At 49.2% G+C, this 20,852-nt stretch carries 20 protein-coding genes; 2 read left to right on the top strand and 18 right to left on the bottom strand.

What is annotated here, in order from left to right:
* Window positions 1–161: 161 nt before the first annotated feature.
* The 6 genes from ACCC71_RS00270 to ACCC71_RS00245 form a co-directional block, all read right to left on the bottom strand.
* Window positions 162–1,421, bottom strand: coding sequence for a TRAP transporter large permease (locus tag ACCC71_RS00270; RefSeq protein ID WP_434310457.1), 1,260 nt, complete (start codon window positions 1,419–1,421; stop codon window positions 162–164).
* The gene (locus tag ACCC71_RS00265; protein ID WP_434310456.1) at window positions 1,418–1,903 is read right to left on the bottom strand and encodes a TRAP transporter small permease; all 486 of its coding nucleotides are present in this window, start codon (window positions 1,901–1,903) and stop codon (window positions 1,418–1,420) included. The genes ACCC71_RS00270 and ACCC71_RS00265 overlap by 4 nt, the downstream gene beginning before the upstream one ends.
* A 92-nt stretch (window positions 1,904–1,995) precedes the next feature.
* A complete protein-coding gene (locus ACCC71_RS00260; RefSeq protein WP_434310455.1) occupies window positions 1,996–3,123 on the bottom strand; it encodes a TRAP transporter substrate-binding protein in 1,128 nt (375 codons plus the stop codon).
* Window positions 3,124–3,158: 35 nt separating this feature from the next.
* A complete protein-coding gene (locus ACCC71_RS00255) occupies window positions 3,159–3,611 on the bottom strand; it encodes a MaoC family dehydratase (RefSeq protein ID WP_434310454.1) in 453 nt (150 codons plus the stop codon).
* Window positions 3,589–4,074 carry a MaoC family dehydratase gene (locus ACCC71_RS00250; protein WP_434310453.1) on the bottom strand — a complete coding sequence of 162 codons (486 nt, stop codon included), beginning with the start codon at window positions 4,072–4,074 and terminating at the stop codon, window positions 3,589–3,591. The genes ACCC71_RS00255 and ACCC71_RS00250 overlap by 23 nt, the downstream gene beginning before the upstream one ends.
* 2 nt (window positions 4,075–4,076) lie before the next feature.
* Window positions 4,077–5,666, bottom strand: a complete 1,590-nt coding sequence (locus ACCC71_RS00245) for an acyl CoA:acetate/3-ketoacid CoA transferase (RefSeq protein ID WP_434310452.1) — start codon at window positions 5,664–5,666, stop codon at window positions 4,077–4,079.
* A 259-nt stretch (window positions 5,667–5,925) separates the two neighbouring features.
* On the opposite strand from ACCC71_RS00245, the gene ACCC71_RS00240 reads away from it, so the two are divergent.
* On the top strand, window positions 5,926–6,693 hold the full coding sequence (locus ACCC71_RS00240) for an IclR family transcriptional regulator (protein WP_434310451.1): 768 nt from the start codon (window positions 5,926–5,928) through the stop codon (window positions 6,691–6,693).
* 163 nt (window positions 6,694–6,856) lie between these two features.
* Here the strand turns inward: ACCC71_RS00240 and ACCC71_RS00235 are convergent, their stop codons facing one another.
* The 6 genes from ACCC71_RS00235 to ACCC71_RS00210 are packed head-to-tail and all read right to left on the bottom strand — an operon-like array spanning window position 6,857 to window position 12,635.
* Complete coding sequence (locus ACCC71_RS00235) at window positions 6,857–8,320, bottom strand: tripartite tricarboxylate transporter permease (RefSeq protein WP_434310450.1); 1,464 nt, start codon at window positions 8,318–8,320, stop codon at window positions 6,857–6,859.
* Window positions 8,321–8,338: 18 nt separating this feature from the next.
* A complete protein-coding gene (locus ACCC71_RS00230) occupies window positions 8,339–8,788 on the bottom strand; it encodes a tripartite tricarboxylate transporter TctB family protein (protein ID WP_434310449.1) in 450 nt (149 codons plus the stop codon).
* Window positions 8,789–8,821: 33 nt separating this feature from the next.
* Entirely contained in the window at window positions 8,822–9,868 is a 1,047-nt protein-coding gene (locus ACCC71_RS00225) for a tripartite tricarboxylate transporter substrate-binding protein (RefSeq protein ID WP_434310448.1), read from the bottom strand.
* Entirely contained in the window at window positions 9,865–10,617 is a 753-nt protein-coding gene (locus ACCC71_RS00220; protein WP_434310447.1) for an MBL fold metallo-hydrolase, read from the bottom strand. The genes ACCC71_RS00225 and ACCC71_RS00220 overlap by 4 nt, the downstream gene beginning before the upstream one ends.
* Window positions 10,618–10,664: 47 nt before the next feature.
* Entirely contained in the window at window positions 10,665–11,669 is a 1,005-nt protein-coding gene (locus ACCC71_RS00215; protein ID WP_434310446.1) for a 2-hydroxyacid dehydrogenase, read from the bottom strand.
* Window positions 11,670–11,681: 12 nt separating this feature from the next.
* Window positions 11,682–12,635 carry a 6-bladed beta-propeller gene (locus ACCC71_RS00210; RefSeq protein WP_434310445.1) on the bottom strand — a complete coding sequence of 318 codons (954 nt, stop codon included), beginning with the start codon at window positions 12,633–12,635 and terminating at the stop codon, window positions 11,682–11,684.
* A gap of 199 nt (window positions 12,636–12,834) precedes the next feature.
* On the opposite strand from ACCC71_RS00210, the gene ACCC71_RS00205 reads away from it, so the two are divergent.
* The gene (locus ACCC71_RS00205; protein WP_434310444.1) at window positions 12,835–13,758 is read left to right on the top strand and encodes a LysR family transcriptional regulator; all 924 of its coding nucleotides are present in this window, start codon (window positions 12,835–12,837) and stop codon (window positions 13,756–13,758) included.
* Window positions 13,759–13,885: 127 nt separating this feature from the next.
* On the opposite strand, the gene ACCC71_RS00200 is transcribed toward ACCC71_RS00205, so the two are convergent.
* The 6 genes from ACCC71_RS00200 to scfA all read right to left on the bottom strand — a co-directional run bounded on the left by ACCC71_RS00200 (window position 13,886) and on the right by scfA (window position 20,801).
* Window positions 13,886–14,611, bottom strand: coding sequence for an amino acid ABC transporter ATP-binding protein (locus ACCC71_RS00200; RefSeq protein ID WP_434310443.1), 726 nt, complete (start codon window positions 14,609–14,611; stop codon window positions 13,886–13,888).
* Window positions 14,598–15,305 carry an amino acid ABC transporter permease gene (locus ACCC71_RS00195; RefSeq protein ID WP_434310442.1) on the bottom strand — a complete coding sequence of 236 codons (708 nt, stop codon included), beginning with the start codon at window positions 15,303–15,305 and terminating at the stop codon, window positions 14,598–14,600. Before ACCC71_RS00195 ends, ACCC71_RS00200 begins: the two co-directional genes overlap by 14 nt.
* Before the next feature lie 221 nt (window positions 15,306–15,526).
* Window positions 15,527–16,432 (bottom strand): transporter substrate-binding domain-containing protein, encoded by a 906-nt coding sequence (locus tag ACCC71_RS00190; protein WP_434310441.1) that lies wholly within the window; start codon window positions 16,430–16,432, stop codon window positions 15,527–15,529.
* A 167-nt stretch (window positions 16,433–16,599) separates the two neighbouring features.
* Window positions 16,600–18,885 (bottom strand): hydratase, encoded by a 2,286-nt coding sequence (locus tag ACCC71_RS00185; protein ID WP_434310440.1) that lies wholly within the window; start codon window positions 18,883–18,885, stop codon window positions 16,600–16,602.
* A 276-nt stretch (window positions 18,886–19,161) separates the two neighbouring features.
* Entirely contained in the window at window positions 19,162–20,541 is a 1,380-nt protein-coding gene (gene scfB, locus ACCC71_RS00180) for a thioether cross-link-forming SCIFF peptide maturase (RefSeq protein WP_434310439.1), read from the bottom strand.
* Window positions 20,542–20,654: 113 nt separating this feature from the next.
* Complete coding sequence (gene scfA, locus ACCC71_RS00175; RefSeq protein ID WP_244801787.1) at window positions 20,655–20,801, bottom strand: six-cysteine ranthipeptide SCIFF; 147 nt, start codon at window positions 20,799–20,801, stop codon at window positions 20,655–20,657.
* Between the last annotated feature and the right edge of the window lie 51 nt (window positions 20,802–20,852).

Genomic DNA, 20,852 nt, shown 5'->3' with positions numbered 1-20,852 from the left:
CCGACAAAGATCAAAGGCTGCGCCGAGGATGTCAGAACGATCCTTGGCACAGCCGGGTACAGAGACAATGACACTATTGTATCGGCAGCTACTTTTATACTGCCGATGTGTGATTTCGATTACTATAACATTTGCAGCCTTCTCGTTCCTTACAGGCTATATCAAACCAGTAACAAGCTGATCTGCGGTACATAGGAAATCAACAGCAGCGCTGCGATCATAATCGCAATATAGGGTAGGATTGGCTTTACAATTTCCTCGAATTTAATTCCAGACACCTGAGATGAGACGAACAGGTTTACTGCAAAGGGCGGCGTGCAAGCCCCCACGCAGAAATTCATCGTCATAATCGCGCCGAAATGCACGATATCAATTCCCAATGCCGTAGCGGCTGGCGCTAAAATCGGAGCAAGAATGATCACCCCCGGCCCTGGATCAAAGAACATGCCGACAATCAGCAGGAAGATATTGACGATCAACAGGAAAATGTACTTATTATGGGCAATGGAGACAAACCACTCTGCCGCCATATTGGGAATCTGCATGTATGTCAAAATGTAGGCAAATAGATTCGCGGTGGAAAGAATCAGCATGATAATCGCTACATTGACTCCTGCCTTGATAAAAACTCGGAACATACTTCTCAAATTCAAGGTCCGATAGACAAACAAGCTGACAAGGATGGCATACAGCACCGCAATGGCAGCCGACTCGGTGGCGGTAAAGAATCCTCCGTAAATCCCTCCCAGGATGATGCAAGGCATCAAGAGTGCCCAAATGGACTTTTTAAAACATTTCCACCGTTCCGGCCAACTCTTCCTTGGCTCGCCTTGAATCCCCAGTTGAATACAACGCCGATTCGCGTATACGGCAAAAATACAGCCAAGGAGAACGCCAGGCACCAATCCTGCCATAAACAAATCACGGATACTGGTATTGGTCGCCACGCCATAGAGAATCATCCCAATGCTTGGCGGGATCAAATCCGCTAAATTGGCAGACGCTGCTTGCGTGGCCGCGGTAAAACGAATTTCATATCCCCTCTTTACCATATGCGGAATCATGATGCTTCCAATAGCGGAAATCGTTGCCGACGGAGAGCCGGTCAGCGCACCGAATACCATACAGGTGAAGATCATAACCACGGCCAGCCCACCTCGGTAATGCCCTACCATAGAAGATACAAAATCAATAATTCGATCAGAAATTCCTGACTCCGCCATCAAAGTTCCTGCCAGAATAAAAAAAGGAACTGCTAAAAGAGTAAAAGAGTTTAATCCCATCAAAAATTTTTGCGCGATATTACCGATGGGAAAACCTAAACCAATCGCAGCTACTGTACTGGCAAGACCCAAAGAAACCGCCACTGGAACCATCAGGAAAAACAAAACAAACATAAGCGCAAACATCAATAGAATCATTTGCTTTTCCTCCCCTCTTCCAGCGTATTCGCCAGAATATTCAAGATCAGCAAGACGCACCCAATGGGAATGGATACGTAGGGAATCGCCCAGGAAATCCGCAGGGCGCTGGTAATCATACCCGCGCTGGTTTGAATAATATTCAGACTACTGATTACCGTAGTGACTACAAATACTGTAGAAATCGCCGTAATTAACCAATTCATTTTCTGCTTTGCTTTTGGGGATAAATGAAAAATCGTATCCATAATTTCCATTTTGATCATGCTGTTGTTCCGCGCCGCCAGCGCGGCCCCAAAATAAACCAGATACATAACAATAAACCGACAGGCTTCATCCGTCCAAGGAACCGACAGACTGGTAAAATTCCGAACGACCACTTGAACCACCGCGCTTAAAAACATGGCAATAAATAGGATTCCCACCAGCCATTCCAACACACGGTCCAGTTTATCCACTGCTTTAATATAGATAGCTGCCATACTTTCCCTTTCCGGCAAACCCGGGAGCGCTGTGCCATGGCCGAAAAGCGTTTCCGCTTCCGGCCAGACGCAACACTCCCTTAGCCTCTTTGCTATTTTACAGAAGCAATCGCTTCCTCAGCCGCTGCCATCAGTTTTGCATAAACCTCCGGATTTCGTTCTTCCGTGGCCGCATAAACCGGAGCCAGCTGCTCTTTCATCTTTTCCCACTCGCCTTCATCTAAGGTATCTACCACTTCTAAGCCATAATTATCCACCATATCCTTCACCGCATCCTCGTTGAAGGTTACCATATATTCTTTATGTGCCTCCATAGAAGCCTCCGTCGCTTCCTGGATAATCGCTTTCTGGCCATCCGTAAGTCCTTGCCAAGTATTCTCGCTCATCAGGAACGTCATGACATGGAACAGGCGGTTGGACATGGTCAAATACTTCTGAACCTCATAAAACCGGGAAGAATAGAATGAACCAATGGTCGTTTCCTGTCCTTCCACCACGCCCTGCTGCATCGCCATGAACAACTCGCCAAATGCCATGGGAACCGGCTGTACATCCAGAAGTTCCCAGCCAAGAATGGCTACATCCGACCCATCCATACAGCGGAACTTCATATTTTTCATATCTTCCAGTTTGTGGATCGGCTGCGTTTTATTGCTGATACAATAAAATCCGTTCTCATAAAAGCCCAAACCACGATATCCGTACTGAGCCAGCCCATCCATCATTTCTTTTACCGCTTCCGTATCCTGAAACGCATAAGCTTCTTCTCGGGTTTTAAACAAGCACGGCAGATCAAAGAACTCAAAAATCGGCTCGATGGCAGCTACAGAACCAGCGCCTACCATAGCAAATGTAACATTGCCCATTTGCATACCATTCAAAAGCTCTTCATCCCCACCTAACGCTCCGTCATAATAAAGCTTTACTTTCATGTTTCCACCGCTTTTTTCTTCAACAATAGAAGCAAAATTCTGAGCGGCAATCGCATAAGGATGTGTATTAGCTACAGTCAGCGCAAAAACCAATTCCACCGGCTCGCCAAGCTCTTCTCCGCCAGAATTCCCTTCCGTGGAAGCATTTGCCTGTGTTTCCGCACTGGTTTCCGCCTTCGTCTCGTTGCCTGCTGTTTGACTCTCCTTCGTTTCCCCCTGGCCGCAGCCAGCGATACTGCTCACGAGCAAAATTGCCGCCATCGTAAGACCTACCAATCGTTTCTTCATGTTTCTCCTCCTTTTTCTTTTACAAAATGGTTTGTTTATACTTCTTGACGTCCCACATAGAGCTTATCGATGTGGGTCATTACCAATTCCTTTTTCTGGTTATAGGTATCTACGCGAAAGATCAGAAGTCCATACTCTTCATTTTTTTCTTCTTTTCCTATCACTTCAAAATAAGAATAAACGCATTCGCCCGGGTAAACCATCTTTTTATATTCGACCCGATCGTATCCATAATGAAGGGTCGGCACTCCGTCCGGACTAACGCTCTCGGCAAAAAATGTATCCACCACATTTAAAACCAACGCGCCCGGCACCACAGGTTTTTCAATTCCCGGCAGCGCCGCACAATAGATTGCATCGGAATAAATGGGGTAATTTAAATTTGTGCAGCCTCCAAATAGCCGGACGTCCCCGTCACAGATCTGCCTGGAACGGCTTGTCACCGACTCTCCAATTTGGAATTCCTCAAAATACCGCTTTGCTCCCATTTTCCCCTCCTATCCTGGCATTTTTCCTTTCTACCAAAAATGTTTCCTGGGCAAAACCAACCACCTGCCCCTCCTGGTTTTTAATCGTTTGACTGCACATTACCCGACCAAAGACATCGTCGCGTTCCTCCAGACCTGTCACTTCAAATTCATCGGTCAATATATCATTTTCATAGACCGGGCGAATAAAGCGAATCTTTTCATAGCCTTCCGGGAAAAACAACACGTCCGTGCCTGGACACATATGATCGTGGAAACATGCGTCCATCCAGCCAAGTATCATAGAACCCGGCATAATCGGCCTCCCAATCTCCGGGCGGCTGGCGCAATAAGCGGGATCTGTATGCAGTGGATGGCTGCCGCCGACACAGGCGATCAAAAGGCGAATATCCGCCTCTGTCATCTGGCGCCCATAGCTGATGGTTTTTTCTCCCACTTGATATTCCTCCCAGTATCTGCCCATTCTTACGCCTCCTTTCTTTTTCCAAACTTACTCTCGCGGATTCCCATGATTTCTTCCCGGAAATACATGGATTCCATCTCTTTTAACGGTTCTGCTACCTTAGGACGAAATTCCATATGGGCAAAAATATCCTGTTCCAGATCCACGCCCGGAGCGATCTCAAACAACTCCAATCCGTCTTCCGTCATCCGGAAAACACCTCTTTCCGTTACATAAAGAACGGTTTTTCCCTGACGAATCGCTTCCTTTGCATGGAAGGTAATTTCCGGAACCTGACGGACGAATTTGACAAATCTTCCTTCCTGCCGGATATTCAGTTTTTCATCTGAGACATCCACCTTCAGGCCTCCCGCCGTCAGGGTTCCCAAAAACACGATTTTCTTGGAGTTCTGGCAAATATCCACAAAACCGCCGGTTCCCATGGTTTTTCCATTAAATTTATGTACGTTTACATTTCCGTCCTGGTCTACCTCGGCAAAGCTCAAAAAGCAGATATCCAGTCCGCCTCCGTCATAAAAATCAAACTGGGAAGGCATATCGATAATTGCCTTTGCGTTTGCCGTTGCTCCGAAATAGATTCCCCGCAGAGAAACGCCTCCAAAAGTACCTCCCTCCACGGTCAGCGTAAATTCCTCGCTGATTCCTTCTTCGCCAGAAATCACACTGACTCCATCGGCAATTCCAACGCCCAGATTTCCAATATCTCCCGGCGAAAGCTCCATAATCGCCCGACGGGCAATGACTTTTCTCTCGTTCAGCTCCATGGTATCGTCCTCGCCGCTTACATCTTGGCGGTAATCTCCGCTCAAGAAACGATTCATCGGAAGATCATAAAGCTGCGGCTGCTCCGGCACTACTACCAATGCATCTACCAGACAGCCAGGAATTTTGACATCCTTGGGATGAAGGCTTCCCGCCTCTACTACTTTTTGAACCTGGCAGATGACAATTCCTCCGTTATTATGGGCCGCCATGGCCAGGGCCGCGCAGTCCAAAAACGAAATCTCATCCTCTAAAGTCACATACCCTTCGGTGTCTGCCGTCGTCCCGCGGATAATCGCCACGTTGGGCGGAACCGCTTTATAGTACAGATAGTCCTTCCCCTCCACACAAATCGGCTGAATCAGGTCTTCCTTGGTTACCTGATTCAGTTTTCCGCCCTGGTTTTTTGGATCTAAAAAGGTCTCTTTCCCCACATGGGAAATAATTCCTGGATATCCGGCAGCCGCCGCTCTTGCCAGCTGGCACATAACGCCAGCAGGAAAATTATAGGCTTCAACCTCATTTCGATCCGCCATATCTGCCAGACGCGGGGACTGCCCCCAATGTCCGCCGATAATCCGCTTTACCAGACCCTTTTGCGCCAACGGAGACATCCCTCGATCCGCCCGATCCCCCAAGCCGAGAGCATGCCAAAAAGTCAAATTTTTAGGCTCTCCGGTTTCCCGGTAACGTTCCGCCAAAGCTAAAATCACCTGCGTTGCTTCCAATTCTCCGCCGCCAGCCCCAGCGATTGCCACGACATCTTCATCCCGGATCCGCAAGACCGCCTCCCGGGGACTAAAAATAGGCACTCGTCCTGTTCTTTTCATATTATGGTTTCTCTCCTTTTGTTTCGCATTGCGTAATATAATTTCTTATTGCGTAATATGATAGTAGCGTTCTTTTTCTATTTTGTCAACATCTTTTTTATACTTTTTACATTATTTTGTTTTTACCTGATTTTTTTATGAAAATCCGGATTATAGCAAAATATTCTCTTGCTATTCCCCTGTTTTCTCCCGATTAGCAATTGACAAAATCATGAAATCTGTTATAGTAAACTATACCAATGAAAAAAGGACAAAACTCATGTGCAAAGATTCCAATACACGCAACAGCATCAAAAGCATTGAAAAAGCGCTCGACATTTTTTTGCTATTCAGCAGCGAAGTGCCGGAGCTCTCCCATACAGAGATTACAAAAAAAATGGGGTGGTCGGCTACGACCACATCCCGTTACTTAACCGCGCTTTTAAAGAAAGAATTCTTGGTAAAAAATGAAGAGAATGGAAAGTATCATCTTGGTTATCTGCTCTACCGAATCGGCTCCATCGCCAAACAACAGATGAATCTGCCTGCCGTCAGTCTGCCTGTTATGGAACGTCTCCATGATAAGACCAATGAAACGGTACATCTCTTTGTCCGGGATGGTCTGTCCCGCATTTGTCTCAAATGCCTGGAAAGCCGTCAAGCCATCCGCATGAGTGTCAGCCAAGGAGCCGAAGAACCAATCTGGATCGGGAATACCGGGTGTGTGTTGTTGACCTTCGAAAACGAGGAAGAACAAGAATTACTTTTAAAAGCAATCAAAGAAAAAATTTCTGAGAAAGAAATGATCTATCTAAAGCAAAGAATGCAAAAAGTTTCCGCTTCCGGCTATTCCAAAGATCCGGATGATGAAGAAGACCACTGTGTCTGCATCGCCGCCCCAATCTTCGGTGCGGATGGAAGCATCCAAGCCAGCCTCGGCTTATCCCTTCCGGATTTTCGTTATCCAGGGGATGACTGCGGATATATTGAGTTGGTAATGGAAGGAGCTGCGGAGATCTCAAAGGGATTGGGATATTCCGGAAAATAAGAAGGTTTTCCCATGTGTCATCCATGGAAACTTCGGGCTGCTTATAACAGAATCGGCTGTCGCCGCGATAAGGAAATTTCCTCAAAATCGCGTGCAACAGCCGTCAAATATTTGATTCTTTTATGGAAGTCCGCTTCATCCGCTCCAATACTTCGTCTCTTGTTTACTCCTCCCCACGGTTCTTCACCAGCGGAATCGCAATGCATACCAGGCTTACAACAGCCAAAGCAATGGTGATCGGGCTGGAGAAGAATTCTCCTACTGAGTCATACATCTGGATGCAGCGCGAAAGCTCCGCATCCGCGGTTGATCCAAGCAGAAGACCAAGGATGACCGGCATGACAGGAAACTTATTTTTCTTCATAAACCAGCCGATGGCGCTGAATAGAATCAGCAAAACGCAGTCAAACACCTGGTAACGGTTCGAGTAAGCTCCCAGAACAGCAAACACCAGGATACAGGGCACCAGGTATTTGATCGGAATTCGAATCAACCGAGCTCCTAACAGACAGAGAAGCGCTCCCATGACCAACATAACAAACTGTTGCAAAAACAGGGATGAGATGGCCGTATAGATCACTTCTCGATGTTCGACAAATAATTTCGGTCCTGGAGACCAGCCTTGGATAACCAACGCCGCCAAAATCAGAGCAGCCGCGCTGCTTCCGGGAATTCCCAAAACCAGCATGGTCGCTAAGGAGCCCCCTTCCGAAGCGTTATTGGAAGTCTCACAGGCTACAATCCCCTCTGGAATTCCTGTCCCATATTTCTCCGGCGTTTTCGACCATTGCTTGGATTGATTGTAGCAAAGAAGGCTGGCCACGGCGCCGCCGGTGGCGGGAATGATCCCGACGATAATTCCGACCAGAGAGCACCATAGGATTCTTATTTTATGCCGGAAGGTTTCCGCAATTCCGTGGAGCAGCGCTTTCAAGCTGACCTTGCCGCTGTTTTTTCCCACATATTCTCTTAAAAGCAAATTATACAGTTCCGGCAGCGCCAGCATACCGATCAGCGTCGGGATAATCGGCAGTCCGTCCAGCAGATACATGGAGCCCATGGTTCCACGCATTACGCCGGTGGAGCTCATCCCTACCGTGCCGATCAGCAGACCGAACATTCCTGCGAACAGGCTTTTAAACACATCCGCAGACAGACCGCCCACAACACTGATTCCAAAAAATGCAACCATGAAAAGCTCGCCCGGTCCAAAATTCAAAGCAAAGCCGGCCAAAGGTTCCGCGATAAATAGCAGCGCCGTACAGCCAAGAACGCCGCCGATAAACGAGCTGGCCAACGACAGCCCTAACGCCCTCTCCGCCTCCCCCCGCAAGGTCATAGGAAAACCCTCGAGGGCAGTAGTTACATTGGAAGGTGCTCCCGGCGTATTGATCAGAACTGCCGTAACCGCCCCTCCGAACAAACCGCCGGTATAGATAGAAAGCAGCAGCACCAAGGCGTCCAGGGGCTCCATGGAATACGTAAAGGGCAGAAGCAGAGCGATTCCCATGCCTCCGTTTAAGCCCGGCAGGAATCCAAGAATCAAGCCAAAGGAGACTCCGAGAAACATCAACAGGATAAAATGAGGGTGACCGATTGTCAAAAACCCACTAAAGAATTGTTCCATTTGATATCCTCCTTACACTTAAAAGATCCCTTTGGGCAGCGGAACCCCCAGCAGCATTTGAAAAACCGCGTACAGGCTGGCAGACACTACAACCGCTAAAACTGCAGCCCACCATTTTTTCTCAACCTTCAGGTAAAGGAAGCTGACGAAAAGGAATACGGCACTGGAAATCAAGAATCCTACCAGCTTCATGAGCAGCAGATACGACGCTGCTCCGGCCAGGCAGACAAGAACGTTTCTCATGCTTCTTGCTGCCTCTCCGTCTGTCTCCCTGGTTTTTTCCCGCTCCCGCTTCCATCTCTTCACATCACGAATCGTATTGATCACAAAAAGCAAAAGCATCACCAGGTAAACCGGACGGATCAAATGCTGTGCCGACGCCGGCTTACCAGATATCTCGATAAAATAGTAGGTAGCCCATGCCATTACGATTACCGGCATTGCTAAACGCTGCATTAACGGAATCACGAATCCTCCCTCCCTTTCTACGGCACTTTATTCTTATTTGTCCGCGCCCGCTGAAAGGGCGTCCTGATACTGAACCGTCAACTCATGCAGGCTCTGATTCATTTCCTCGCTTCTCTCCGGCCCATAATAGTGGGTAAATTCTTTTCGTCCCATCTGCTCCAGCGCAGCCAAATACTCCGTATCCTGGAAGGTCTCCTCCAAAGTCGAAACTAGCTTTTGGTAGCGTTCGGGATATTTTTCCAGGAAGCTGGAAGGAACGCCCACATAACGATAGGTTCCCAGTATCGGAGCGTCGTCTCCGACTAATTCCTTTAAGGTTGTTGCGTTTGGATAGTCCGCCGGTTTTTCATCACCGCAATAGAGCAGCACCTCCGCCGTACCGACAGAAGCGATGTAAAGAGCGCTCATGAAGTCAATATGGCCGCCCAAAAGCGCTGTCCGCGCCTCGTCCGCTCCGTCATAGTAGATTACCTTCACATCCCACCCCTGCTTTTCGATCAGGTATTGGAGAAGAACGGCAGCGCCGCCTCCGGTGGCTACTCCCACCTTGATGGTACCCGGATTTGCCTTAATGGCCGCGTCCAGTTCCTCAAAAGTTTTCCAAGAAGAAGCTTCTCCCACAGCGATAACGGCAGGATCGCTCTCAAAATAGTTTAGCATGGCAATATCTTCCAAGCTATAGTCCGCCCCTTGCAGTACAATGGATGAGGACAAAAACATCTGCGCGGAGATGGTCAGATAACTGCCGTCATCTGGCTGCTCCAAAAAATAAGTAGTACCCACCTGGCCGTTGGCTCCCTGGTGATTCTCAACATTGATTGCCACACCCAAATGTTTCGACCAATGTTGACATAGAAGCCGTGCCGCCGTATCCAGAGAAGCACCTGCCTTCCACGGTACAACCACAGTAATATCCTTTTCCGGCCATGTTTCATCGGAGCTTCCGACGGCCGCAGAACCGGCTGTCGTCTCTGCAGCAGAACCGTTTCCTTTTCCTTCTGTGCTATTTTCTTTTCCCTGGCAGCCGGCCAAAGCCAGCACCATCAATACTGCCATCAACAAAGCTATCCATCTTTTCATTTCTCTTCTCCTTTTCTTCCGTCGATTACCCTTGCTGGTACATAGGTAAAAGATTTTCCGATCTCTCCCCGAACCATAACATCCGGAGCCATATATTTCATGTATTCCAGAAATGCGGCCGGATCCGGGCTGCCCGGATAATAGTGGGAGGGAATCACCACATCCACACCCATCCATTCTACTGCCATCGCCGCTTCCTTGGGGGTCATTTCGCAGGATCCGCTCTCCCGGATCCGGGATACGCCAACGCACATCACGTCTGGCCGGTACAGGTCGCGGATCAGTTTCATATCGCCGAACAGACAGGTATCTCCTGTATGATAGTAGGTCACCCGGCCTGGCATCTGAAACAGAAAACCAAGAGGAGGCCCATATACCGGAACTCCATTTCGTTCGCTGCGGGATACGTGAAAAGCCCGCATGGTACGGACTGTCACAGGACCAAATATCTTTTGATCCCCGTAAATGGTTTTGTACACCCGGTCCTTCAATATGGGATTGGCCTCGCAGATAGGAAGAGTTACATCGCTGCAAGCCAAAAGCTTTGCCTCTCCGCCCTCCATAATAGCCTGAGCTTCTCCGATATGATCAAAGGCGTGATGAGTGACACAAATCAAATCCACATCGAAAAAGTCCGATGCCTGCACATCCGGACATTGCTCCAGATACGGATCCACCAGCACCTTGAAGCCATCCGCAATCTCCATCTTGACACACATGGCTCCATAATAAGTAAAGGTCACACTCATTTTCTTCTCCGGGAAACCATCCCCGGCCCTCCTTTCTCCTTTTATGCCTAGACGCTGCACAGAACATCTGCTTCTCTTCCTGCCGGCACAACCACATCCCTCTCATCGATTGGCTCTCCCCGGTCAAACCTTTGAATATTTCCATAGGCGTGACGGGTCATATTCACGACATTATCAACGACACCTCCTCCGCAGTGACTGGACAGTACTACATTTTCCAGCCGTAAAAGAGGCAGATCCGGCGATACAGGCTCCATTTCAAAAGTATCCAAACCTGCGCCCCGGATTTCTCCAGATTTCAGGGCTTCATACAGAGCGCTCTCGTCAACGACGCCGCCCCGTGACGTATTGACTAGGATCGCCGTATTTTTCATCTTTCGAAATTCCTCCGCGCCGATCATCCCCCTTGTCTGCGGTGTCAACGGCAGGTGCAGGGAAAGAATATCGGCCTTTTGGATCAGCGTATCAAAATTTACATAAGATACTCCTAGACGCTCTTCCTCCTCTTTGGGCAGCCGGGCCACATCATAATAAATCATACTGCAATGGAAACCCTTTAGCAGTTCGGCCACATGCCGGGCAATATTTCCGATTCCGAGCAGTCCGACAACCTTATCCCGCATCATATAACACTGGGGACGTATCTCCGTCTTCATCCAGCGTCCCTTCCGCATGGATGCATCGACATAAGGGATTCTACGGTTTACCGCGATCATCAGTCCCACGGCAAGTTCCGCCACCGGCACGGCATTCTCTCCCGCCGTAATACAGACTCCGATCCCTTCTTGCTCCGCTCTCCGACAGTCTACCTTATCCAGGCCGATTCCCCATTTTTGGATCATCTTTAGTTTCGGAGCCTGGGCAATATAATCCGCTGGAATCGGAATTCCCCCGGCAATCACATAATCCGCTTCCTGCATCAGCTGCAAGTGCTCCTCCCGATCCGTACGCGATTGAGGTCGGATGATCTCAAAGCCCTCTGGCGCCATCTGATCTTCGATCTTCTGGATCCGTGGATCGTGTATCTCCATCCATACAATCTTTCGCTTCATACTTTCCTCCTGCTATGCACTGTGTCCGTCAACCGGACAAAACCGCTTTAGTCCGCAGTACCCTCGCGGAAATTTCTGTCCGACCTCCCCAATGTAAATGTTACCCGACGAATCCACACATATACTGTGGGCCGTATGATGCCCCCGCTCCGGAAGGTAACCTGCCGAAAGGGGGTTTTCCAGCCTGGCCTTGATCTTGCCCGCGGAATTCAAAATCGTGACGCGTGAAGGAGCTTCGTCGAAGTCGCTGGCTCTTTTGCTTTCCGATACATAAGCATTTCCCGCGCTGTCCAGGAAAATTCCCGCAGGACGACAAAATCCATTCCACTCTTCCAGATAATTCCCCTCCAGATCAAATATCTGGATTCGGTGATTCTCCCGGTCTGCTACATATACCCGATCCTGGAAGACACGGATACCGTGAGGCAGACGAAACTCTCCTTTGCCGTCTCCCGGGGATCCCCAGCTTTTTCTCCACACGCCTTGCCTGCTAAACACGTGTACCCTGGCATTTCCATAGCCGTCCGAGAAATAAACATCACCATTTTCCGCTAGGGATACGCCTGTGGGATAATGGAAGGGAGGTGCGCCGCGCAAGATGGTTCGATAATCCTTATTCACGCAGCCGCTGTCCGACGGACACCCTTTTTCTCCATAGACATCCAAAACCTGGTGTTTATGATCCAGCAAATATACCGCGTGCGCGCCGCTGTCCACACAATAGATCCTGCCTTCCGGATCCACACACATATCATGGGGCAGAAGAAACTGATCCTCTCCCCATTGCTCCAGAAGCTCTCCATTTTGACTGAGCACTGAAACAAAGGGCGCCTGTCTTGTCAGAACATATAGCCGATCCTTGCTGTCCACACTGACGTTTGTGACCGTTTGGAATCCCAGCTCTTTCACTTTCTCATTCCAGAGATGGTCCGCTCTATAGGAGCACTCCTTGTCTCCAAATATCATTCCTGCTTTCCCTGGATTGCAATCCGCCTTTCATACTTTTACGTTATAACATAGTTTCATTTTAGTTTAATCGCTCACACTTCACAAGAAGCAATATTTTGTCAGCTCTACAATATAAATACTGTGGTAATTGAATTTTTTATCAAAAAAGATTATAATATAAAAAGATTTCCGCCGATATGGCAACGAGGTATCATCAATGAATTTTTTAAATCTTGATTATTTTCTAGTAGTCTGCCAGGAAATGAATATTTCCCGAGCCGCGGAAAAGCTCTATATTTCCCAGCAAACCCTGAGCAATCACATTCACCGGCTGGAGGAGTACTATGGCACTCCTCTCTTTGAACGGATGCCCCGTCTTCGCCTGACCCTGGCAGGAGAGTTGGTCCGCCAGTTCGCCCTGGATATGCAAATCCAACACCGTCAGCTGAAAAACCAGCTAAACGATATTCGCCAAAATCAAAAAGGACGTATTGCCATCGGCTTGACACCCACACGGGCCCGGTTGATCCTACCGTCCCTGCTTCCCCGTTTTCAAAAAGACTACCCCCTGATCCAAGTGCATGTCATCGTTGACACTTACAAGGAACTGGAAAAAAGCCTGCTGGAGGGCAGGCTGGACCTAATCCTATGTACCAGGCGGGCGTCGATGAATGCTCATATCGTCCATCAAACTGTCATGAAGGATCACATGTGTGTGATTATTCCCCCCGCGCTGGCGAAAAAATATGGTTTGACCGAAGGCAATGTCGGTTCCCTCCCGCAGAGTAAACGGCTGGATCAAGCGCTTTCCTCCGAAACCGTTTTTACTATGAGCAACACCCAGCTGGGAAAACTTTCCCTTCAGTATCTGACGGACAATCATATTGTACCTGCCTCCCGTATTGAGTTGCCAGATCTGGAAACCATTTGGGAGCTGGTGTTAAGCGGCAGCGGTCTTGCCTTTACTTTTGAAAAAATGGCGGAGAAAAAACGATCCTCCCTGCCTGCCGCCATCGCCCCCATACTGCTTCCCATAAAAATGGAACATGCAGAATGGGATATCATTGCCGGTTATTATGAGGATCGCTATCTCAGCTTTGCCGCCAGACAGATGCTGGCCATGATTCAAAAGATTGGATAATTTCTGTACAAGAACAAAGTATTTCCTATGAAATAAATAAACGGCCGCCGCCGCTATTAGGAAATCTCCTCAAATCGCGTGCAACAGCCGTCAAATATTCGATTCTTTTATGGAAGGTCACTTTGATTTAATGGAGCACCTTCGACAGGAAGTCCCTCAGCCGTTCATTCTGCGGATGCTCAAAAAATTCTGCGGGCCGATTCTCCTCTTTTACCACGCCATCATCAATAAAGAGGACGCGGGTAGCAACCTCCTTGGCAAATCCCATCTCGTGGGTCACCACCACCATGGTCATACCATCGTCGGCCAGCTCCTTCATCAGTTCCAGAACTTCGCCGACCATCTCCGGATCCAGAGCGGAAGTCGGTTCATCAAAAAGCATCACCTTCGGATTCATGGCCAGCGCCCTTGCAATTGCAATCCGCTGCTGCTGTCCGCCGGAAAGCTGTCCCGGATAAGCATTTGCTTTATCTGGAAGGCCGATCCGCTCCAACAGGCGGTTTGCCAACTGATCCGCCTCCTGCTGACTTAAGCCTTTCAATTTTATCGGCGCCAGCGTGATGTTCTGCTTTACGGTCTTATGAGGAAACAGGTTAAATTGTTGGAACACCATACCCATCTGCTGACGCAGCTTGTTGATATCACAGGACGGGTCCGTTATATTTACTCCCTCAAAAATAATTTCCCCGCCCGTAGGCTCCTCCAACAAATTTAAGCAGCGAAGAAACGTGGATTTTCCCGAACCAGAGGGCCCGATTACCACGACTTTCTCGCCCTTTTCAATATGCTGATCAATGCCACAGAGAACCTGATGGTCTCCAAAGGCTTTCTGCAAATTTTTAGTGATGATCACCCTGACTCAGCCTCCTCTCAAAAATCCCCATAATTTTGGTCAAAATCAACGTAATGATCAGGTAGATCACTGCCGCGATCACCATCGGAGGAATGATATCCCAAGTTCTGGAACCGACATACTGGGCCATCTTCGTCAGATCATTTACTGCGATCACACTGATAACGGAAGTCTCTTTCACCATAACGATAAATTCATTGCCCAGCGCCGGCAAAATATTCTTCACCGCCTGGGGCAGAATGATATAGCGCATGGTCTGTATGTAGTGAAATCCCAAAGAACGTCCTGCCTCCATCTGCCCGCGGGGAACAGACTCAATACCGGCCCGGATAATCTCCGCCACATAAGCGCCGGAATTGATACCGAAACAGACCGTTCCTACCACAATCTTATTGGTATCCGGAGAAGTGAAAACCAGATTATAGATGATCAAGACCTGTACGATAACCGGCGTTCCTCGTATGACAGTCGTATAGAAATTTCCGACTTTTGCCAGAAAACGCAGCAATGGATTTTTGCTATTCCGCCCGCCAACTTTCAGCACAGCCACCACCATACCGATGATCACGCCGAGAAGAACTGCAAAAAATGCAATTAGCAGTGTCATCTGTAACCCGCTTAAGTAGGCTAGATAACGCTGCTCCGGTACCAAAGCATTATAAAAACTCTCGTACAGTGAATTGAGCCACTCCATCTGTCTTTCTCTCCCTTACCCAATATAGAGCATAAAGAATTTCGCTTGGCGAAATTCTCCGCCTGCGGCGGGGCAGCTTTGCTGCCATTTTCCTTTCCGCCGCAGTGCGTTCCATAGCAGAGCGTTCTTCATATCATAGGAAATTCTAAGGGAATTTCCTATGATATGAAGAGGGCGCCGCAAAGACGCTCCTTGGCGGCTCCCCCTATTTTCCCATCTGTTTATTTTGCCGTGCTATGGCTGGCAATGATCTCATCCAACTTGCCAGTATCCTTCAGCTCCTTAATCACCACGTTAATGGCTGTCTGCAGGTCAGCATTTCCCTTCTGCACCGCAATGGCATACTGGTCAACAAACAGCGGATCGCCTTCCAAAATCTGCAGCGCGCCGTTGCTGGATTCTACCAGTTCCTTTGCCGGCAGTTCATCCATAACAATGCAATCAATCTTACTATTCTTCAGGTCTTCCGCTGCCTGAGCAAACTTGGTATAACGAACCACTTCCTTCGGAGAAGCATTGTCCGCATTGCTTACCCAGAGATCTGCGATATTTCCCTGCTGCACACCAACCGTCTTATCCTTCAGCGCATCCGCCGTGGGCTCGCTTAATGCAGGCGAAGCAGCGTTTACAACAACAACCTCTGTGGAATCCACATAGTTGTCCGAGAAATCCATCACCTTTGCACGGTCCGGATCCACCGAAACACCAGCCGCTACCAGATCCACCTTGCCCTGCTGTACAGCCGCCAGAGCGCCGTCGAAATCCATGTTCTGAATCTCCAGCTCCAGTCCCAGTTTATCCGCGATTGCTTTCGCGATGTCCATATCTACGCCGACTACCTGATCACCGGATAGATACTCATAAGGAGCAAATCCCGCTTCCGTTCCAACGATCAGCTTTCCTTCGGAAACCGTCTTCACATTGGAAAGATCCGCTTCTGCTGCCGTGGTATCTGCCGCTGCTGTGGTGTCCACAGGCGCCGCGGTCGTGTCTGCTGCCGTCGTAGCCGCTTCCGTCGCAGGCGCAGCCGTGGTATCCGCCCCTGTCGTAGAATCTGAGTTTGATCCGCAGGCTGTCATGGAAAGAGCCATCACACCTGCCAGCAATACTGCTGTCCATTTTTTCATAACAAATTCCTCCATTCCTTTTCTGTCATCCATGAATAAATATAAATGGAAATGACATTTGATTTATATTTTATCAGCTTTTGCCAAAAAGGCAAGCATTAATTTCGATATTCCCTAAAAAAGAGGACGCGCCAAGGCGCGCCCTCTCTCAAATCAAAGAATTTTTATTAATCTCTGTAGTAGTTGATCAGACATCCAGCCTTGATGATGTCTCTCTCAGCGTCGGTCAGATCGCCAAGCTTCACAACAAACTCGGTCAGAGCGCCGTTCTTCACAGCGTAAGCCTTGATCTCCTCAGCCTTCTCCTCGATTGCCTTGCGGATGCCAGGTACGAAGATGTAATCGCCCAGAGCAAAAGGAAGCTCCTTGTCATCGCCGTCAAACAGGAACGGCATCATGCCCCAGTTGATCAGGTTGGAACGATATCTCTTGGTCGCATACTCTTTCGCGATGTTCGCCCAGCCGCCCAGTACCTTCTGGCAGGAAGCAGCCTGTTCACGGGCAGAGCCATCACCAGGTTTTACAGCATAGATCGTGGAACCAATCGCCGTGTTCATCGGATCTACATTCGGGAACTGTTTCTGAACCGCTTCATAAGCAGCCTTGAATCCAGCGTCTTCCATCGGGTTGGTTCCAGCCTGACGTGCCTTCTCAACCGCCTGTACTTCTTTCGCGTTCGGAACATAGTTAGGATCCTTACGGCTCAGAGCAAACTCAGCCAGACCCAGAGGGTTGGAACGGAAGGAAGAGGTCTCGCCGGACGGAATCAGTTCGTCGGTGGTGGTAACCGGATCGTGGATCTCGGAAACAACCTTCAGCATAACATCTTCGGTCAGAGCGGTCATTGCCGGCCAAGGTTTGATGTTCGGGCCTTCCAGCAGTTCCACTTCCGGATGAGCAACGCCCTTGCTGTCGTATACACGATTTGCATAGATGCTGCTGTCAAAGTGATACTGATAAGGCTTGAAGCCTTCGAAGTTCTCCGCGCTGGTCAGGAAGCCCTTGTTGGCAGCGGTAGCTGCGATGGAACGAGCATCCATAAGAGCAACGGAAGCGATCTGGCCATTCTGTACCTTGGAACCTTCACGGTTCGGGAAGTTACGGGTCGCATGACGGATGGAGAACGCATTGTTCGCCGGGGTATCGCCAGCGCCGAAGCAAGGGCCGCAGAAAGCAGTCTTCAGGATTGCACCGGTCTCAAGCAGAGCAGCCGCAGCACCATTCTTGATGATCTCCATGTAGATCGGAGTGGAAGCCGGGTATACGCTTAAGGTAAACTTGTCGGAACCGATGTATTTGCCTTTCAGGATATCGGTAGCAGCCATGATGTTCTCGAAGCCGCCGCCGGCGCAGCCAGCGATCAGGCCCTGCTCCACATAGAGCTTGCCGTCTACAACCTTATCCTGCAGAGAATACTGAATCTTATCGCCAAAGCTTACTTTCGCTCTCTCCTCAGTCTCATGCAGAATATCCTTCAGGTTCGCATTTACCTCGTCGATGGTGTAAGCCATGCTCGGATGGAACGGCATAGCGATCATCGGCTTGATCTCGCTGAGGTCGATCTCTACAACGCCGTCGTAGTAGGTAACCGCAGCCGGATTCAGCTCAGCATACTCTTCGCTTCTGCCGTGAATGTCGTACCACTCTTTGATCTTGTCGTCGGTTCTCCAGATAGAGGACAGGCAAGTGGTCTCGGTGGTCATTACGTCGATACCAATACGGAAGTCAGCAGACAGGTTCGAGATACCAGGGCCTACGAACTCCATTACTTTATTCTTAACATAGCCGCACTTAAATACCTTGCCGATGATCGCCAGAGCTACGTCCTGAGGGCCAACGCCTACGCGAGGCTTGCCAGTCATGTAGATCGCGACAACCTGAGGCATCTTTACATCGTATGTACGGCCGCACAGCTGCTTCGCCAGCTCACCGCCGCCTTCGCCGACAGCCATGGTACCCAGGGCGCCGTAACGGGTGTGGGAGTCAGAACCCAGAATCATCTTGCCGCAGCCTGCCATCATTTCTCTTGCATACTGATGGATAACCGCCTGATGAGGGGGTACATATACTCCGCCGTATTTCTGAGCGGCAGTCAGACCAAACATATGGTCATCTTCGTTGATGGTTCCGCCTACTGCGCAAAGGCTGTTGTGGCAGTTGGTCAGAACATAGGTCAGCGGGAATTTCTCCATGCCCGACGCTCTCGCGGTCTGAATAATACCTACAAACGTGATGTCGTGAGAGGTCATCTTGTCAAATTTGATCTGTAAATCCTTGTCATTGCCGGAAACATTGTGGCTGGTAAGAATACCATAGGCCATCGTGCCTTTTTTCGCAGCCTCTTTGTCCGGAGCGCTGCCGGTCTTTGCGGCAACGGCCTGAGCGACATCTCCCGTGTCCTCTACGAGGTCCACGCCATTGATGAGATACGCACCGTTCTCGTACAACTTCATTGGTTTATCCTCCTTCTTTACCGCCTGTCACCTTGGCGATAGATACTTTCATTATTATACAAAAATCGCAAGAAGTCAAGAAGTCTCTTCAAAAAATTGGGGAAAATATAACGAATAAATTTCCGCCCTGGTTTTTCTAATTTTTTTACCGCTATGCCTTGCAAAAAGTAGCTTTTTTTAAGTTCTGGGTACGGGATATCCTGGAGGGCTTCCTCCATTTTTACCAATTAAAATCTATTTTTTCTTATTTCATTTTTATATATCTACAGACCTTTTTTACATATTTTTTTCATTCCTTGCCGCCTGTAACATAATCGCGCATTCCATCCGCTTGCGGAACAGTTCGCAGCCGTATTCATAGGTTCCAAGGACGCTGCCCGTGGCATGGTAAGCATTGGCCGCGCAGCCGCCGCTGCAATAAAGCCTGGCCCAGCACTCCTTGCACTCCGGCCGGGCATAGGCATTGCAGAGTTTAAACTCCTCCTGCCTCTCCCTGTTTGTAATTCCCTTCCAGACATCGCCGAGACTGTACTTCGCGTCTCCCACAAACTGATGGCAAGGGTACAGCTCCCCCCAAGGGGTAACCGCCAAATACTCCGTACCGGAACCACAGCCGGAAATCCGTTTATAGATACAGGGGCCGTGCTCCAAATCGATCATATAGTGGTAAAATGTAAACGGCCTTCCCTCTTTCTCCCGCTTTAACATTTCCTCAGCTAAGATCTCATATTGGCGGAACAAAACCGGGAGATCCTCCTTGGTAAGCGCATAGGGTTCGCCGGGCGCGCAGACCACCGGCTCCATGGAAAGCTCCGTAAAGCCAAGATCCGCCATGTGAAATAGGTCTTTGGTAAATTCCACATTGTTGTGGGTAAAGGTTCCGCGGACATAATAATTCTTTCCGCCCCGTTTTTTCACAAACTCTTGGAATTTCGGCACGATAATCTCATAACTTCCCTGCCCGTTTATGGTCTTTCGCAGCCGGTTATGGGTTTCCGGAAGCCCATCCAGACTCAGCACCACATTGTGCATTTCCCGGTTGGCAAAATCCATCACTTCTTCATTTAACAAAAGGCCGTTGGTGGTCAGGGTGAACCGGAAGTTTTTCCCAGCTTCCTTCTCCACGCTCCGGGCATACGCCACCAACTGCTTTACCACGTCCCAGTTCATCAAAGGCTCGCCGCCAAAAAAGTCCACTTCCAGGTTCCGCCTGGATCCAGAGTTGGCAATCAAAAAGTCCAGGGCCTGCTTTCCCACCTCAAAGCTCATCAAAGCCCGGTCCCCGTGATACTTTCCCTGACTGGCAAAACAGTACTCGCAGGTCAGGTTGCAGGTATGAGCCACATGAAGGCAGAGGGCCTTCACATCGGTTTTGCGGTTTTTCATATCAAATGCCGCCTCGGCATAAGGGTCTTCGGTAAATAACTTTCCCTCCGACTTTAACGCTTCGATATCCGACAGGCATTCCCGGATTTCCGATTCGTTTACGTCCTCCCGAAAGCCGTATTTTTCCAGCATTTTCGCTACGATCTCATCAGCCGCCGCCGATTCATACAGATTGATGATGTCATAGGCCACATCGTCCACCACATGAACCGCGCCGCTGCACACATCCAGTACAATATTGTATCCGTTTAACTGATAGGAATGAATCAATGTTTTCTCCTTCTGCCTTTCACTGAAAGGTATACACAAAGAGGCTGCTGCCGTACTGGATGCCTCGATGGCTCCGGCGCCGACAGCAGCCTGGTCTTCTTATGAATCCGAACTTATTTGCTAGCTTTCTCGCAGGGCTGATTGGCAACGCCACAGGAAGTTTTGCAGGCGGATTGGCAGGAAGTCTGGCACTCTCCGCAGCCGCCGGTCTTCTTGCTGGACGCCAGATCACGAGTTGCAAGGGTCTGAATTCTCTTCATATCGGTTCACTCCTTTTCTATGGATTTCTTGATCAATACATACAGGGTTAT

The sequence above is a fragment of the Hominifimenecus sp. rT4P-3 genome (assembly GCF_051055405.1).
GTDB lineage: Bacteria > Bacillota > Clostridia > Lachnospirales > Lachnospiraceae > Pseudolachnospira.
Note: the sequence above shows the minus strand (reverse complement) of the source record. Positions and strands in the feature narration are given on the sequence as shown.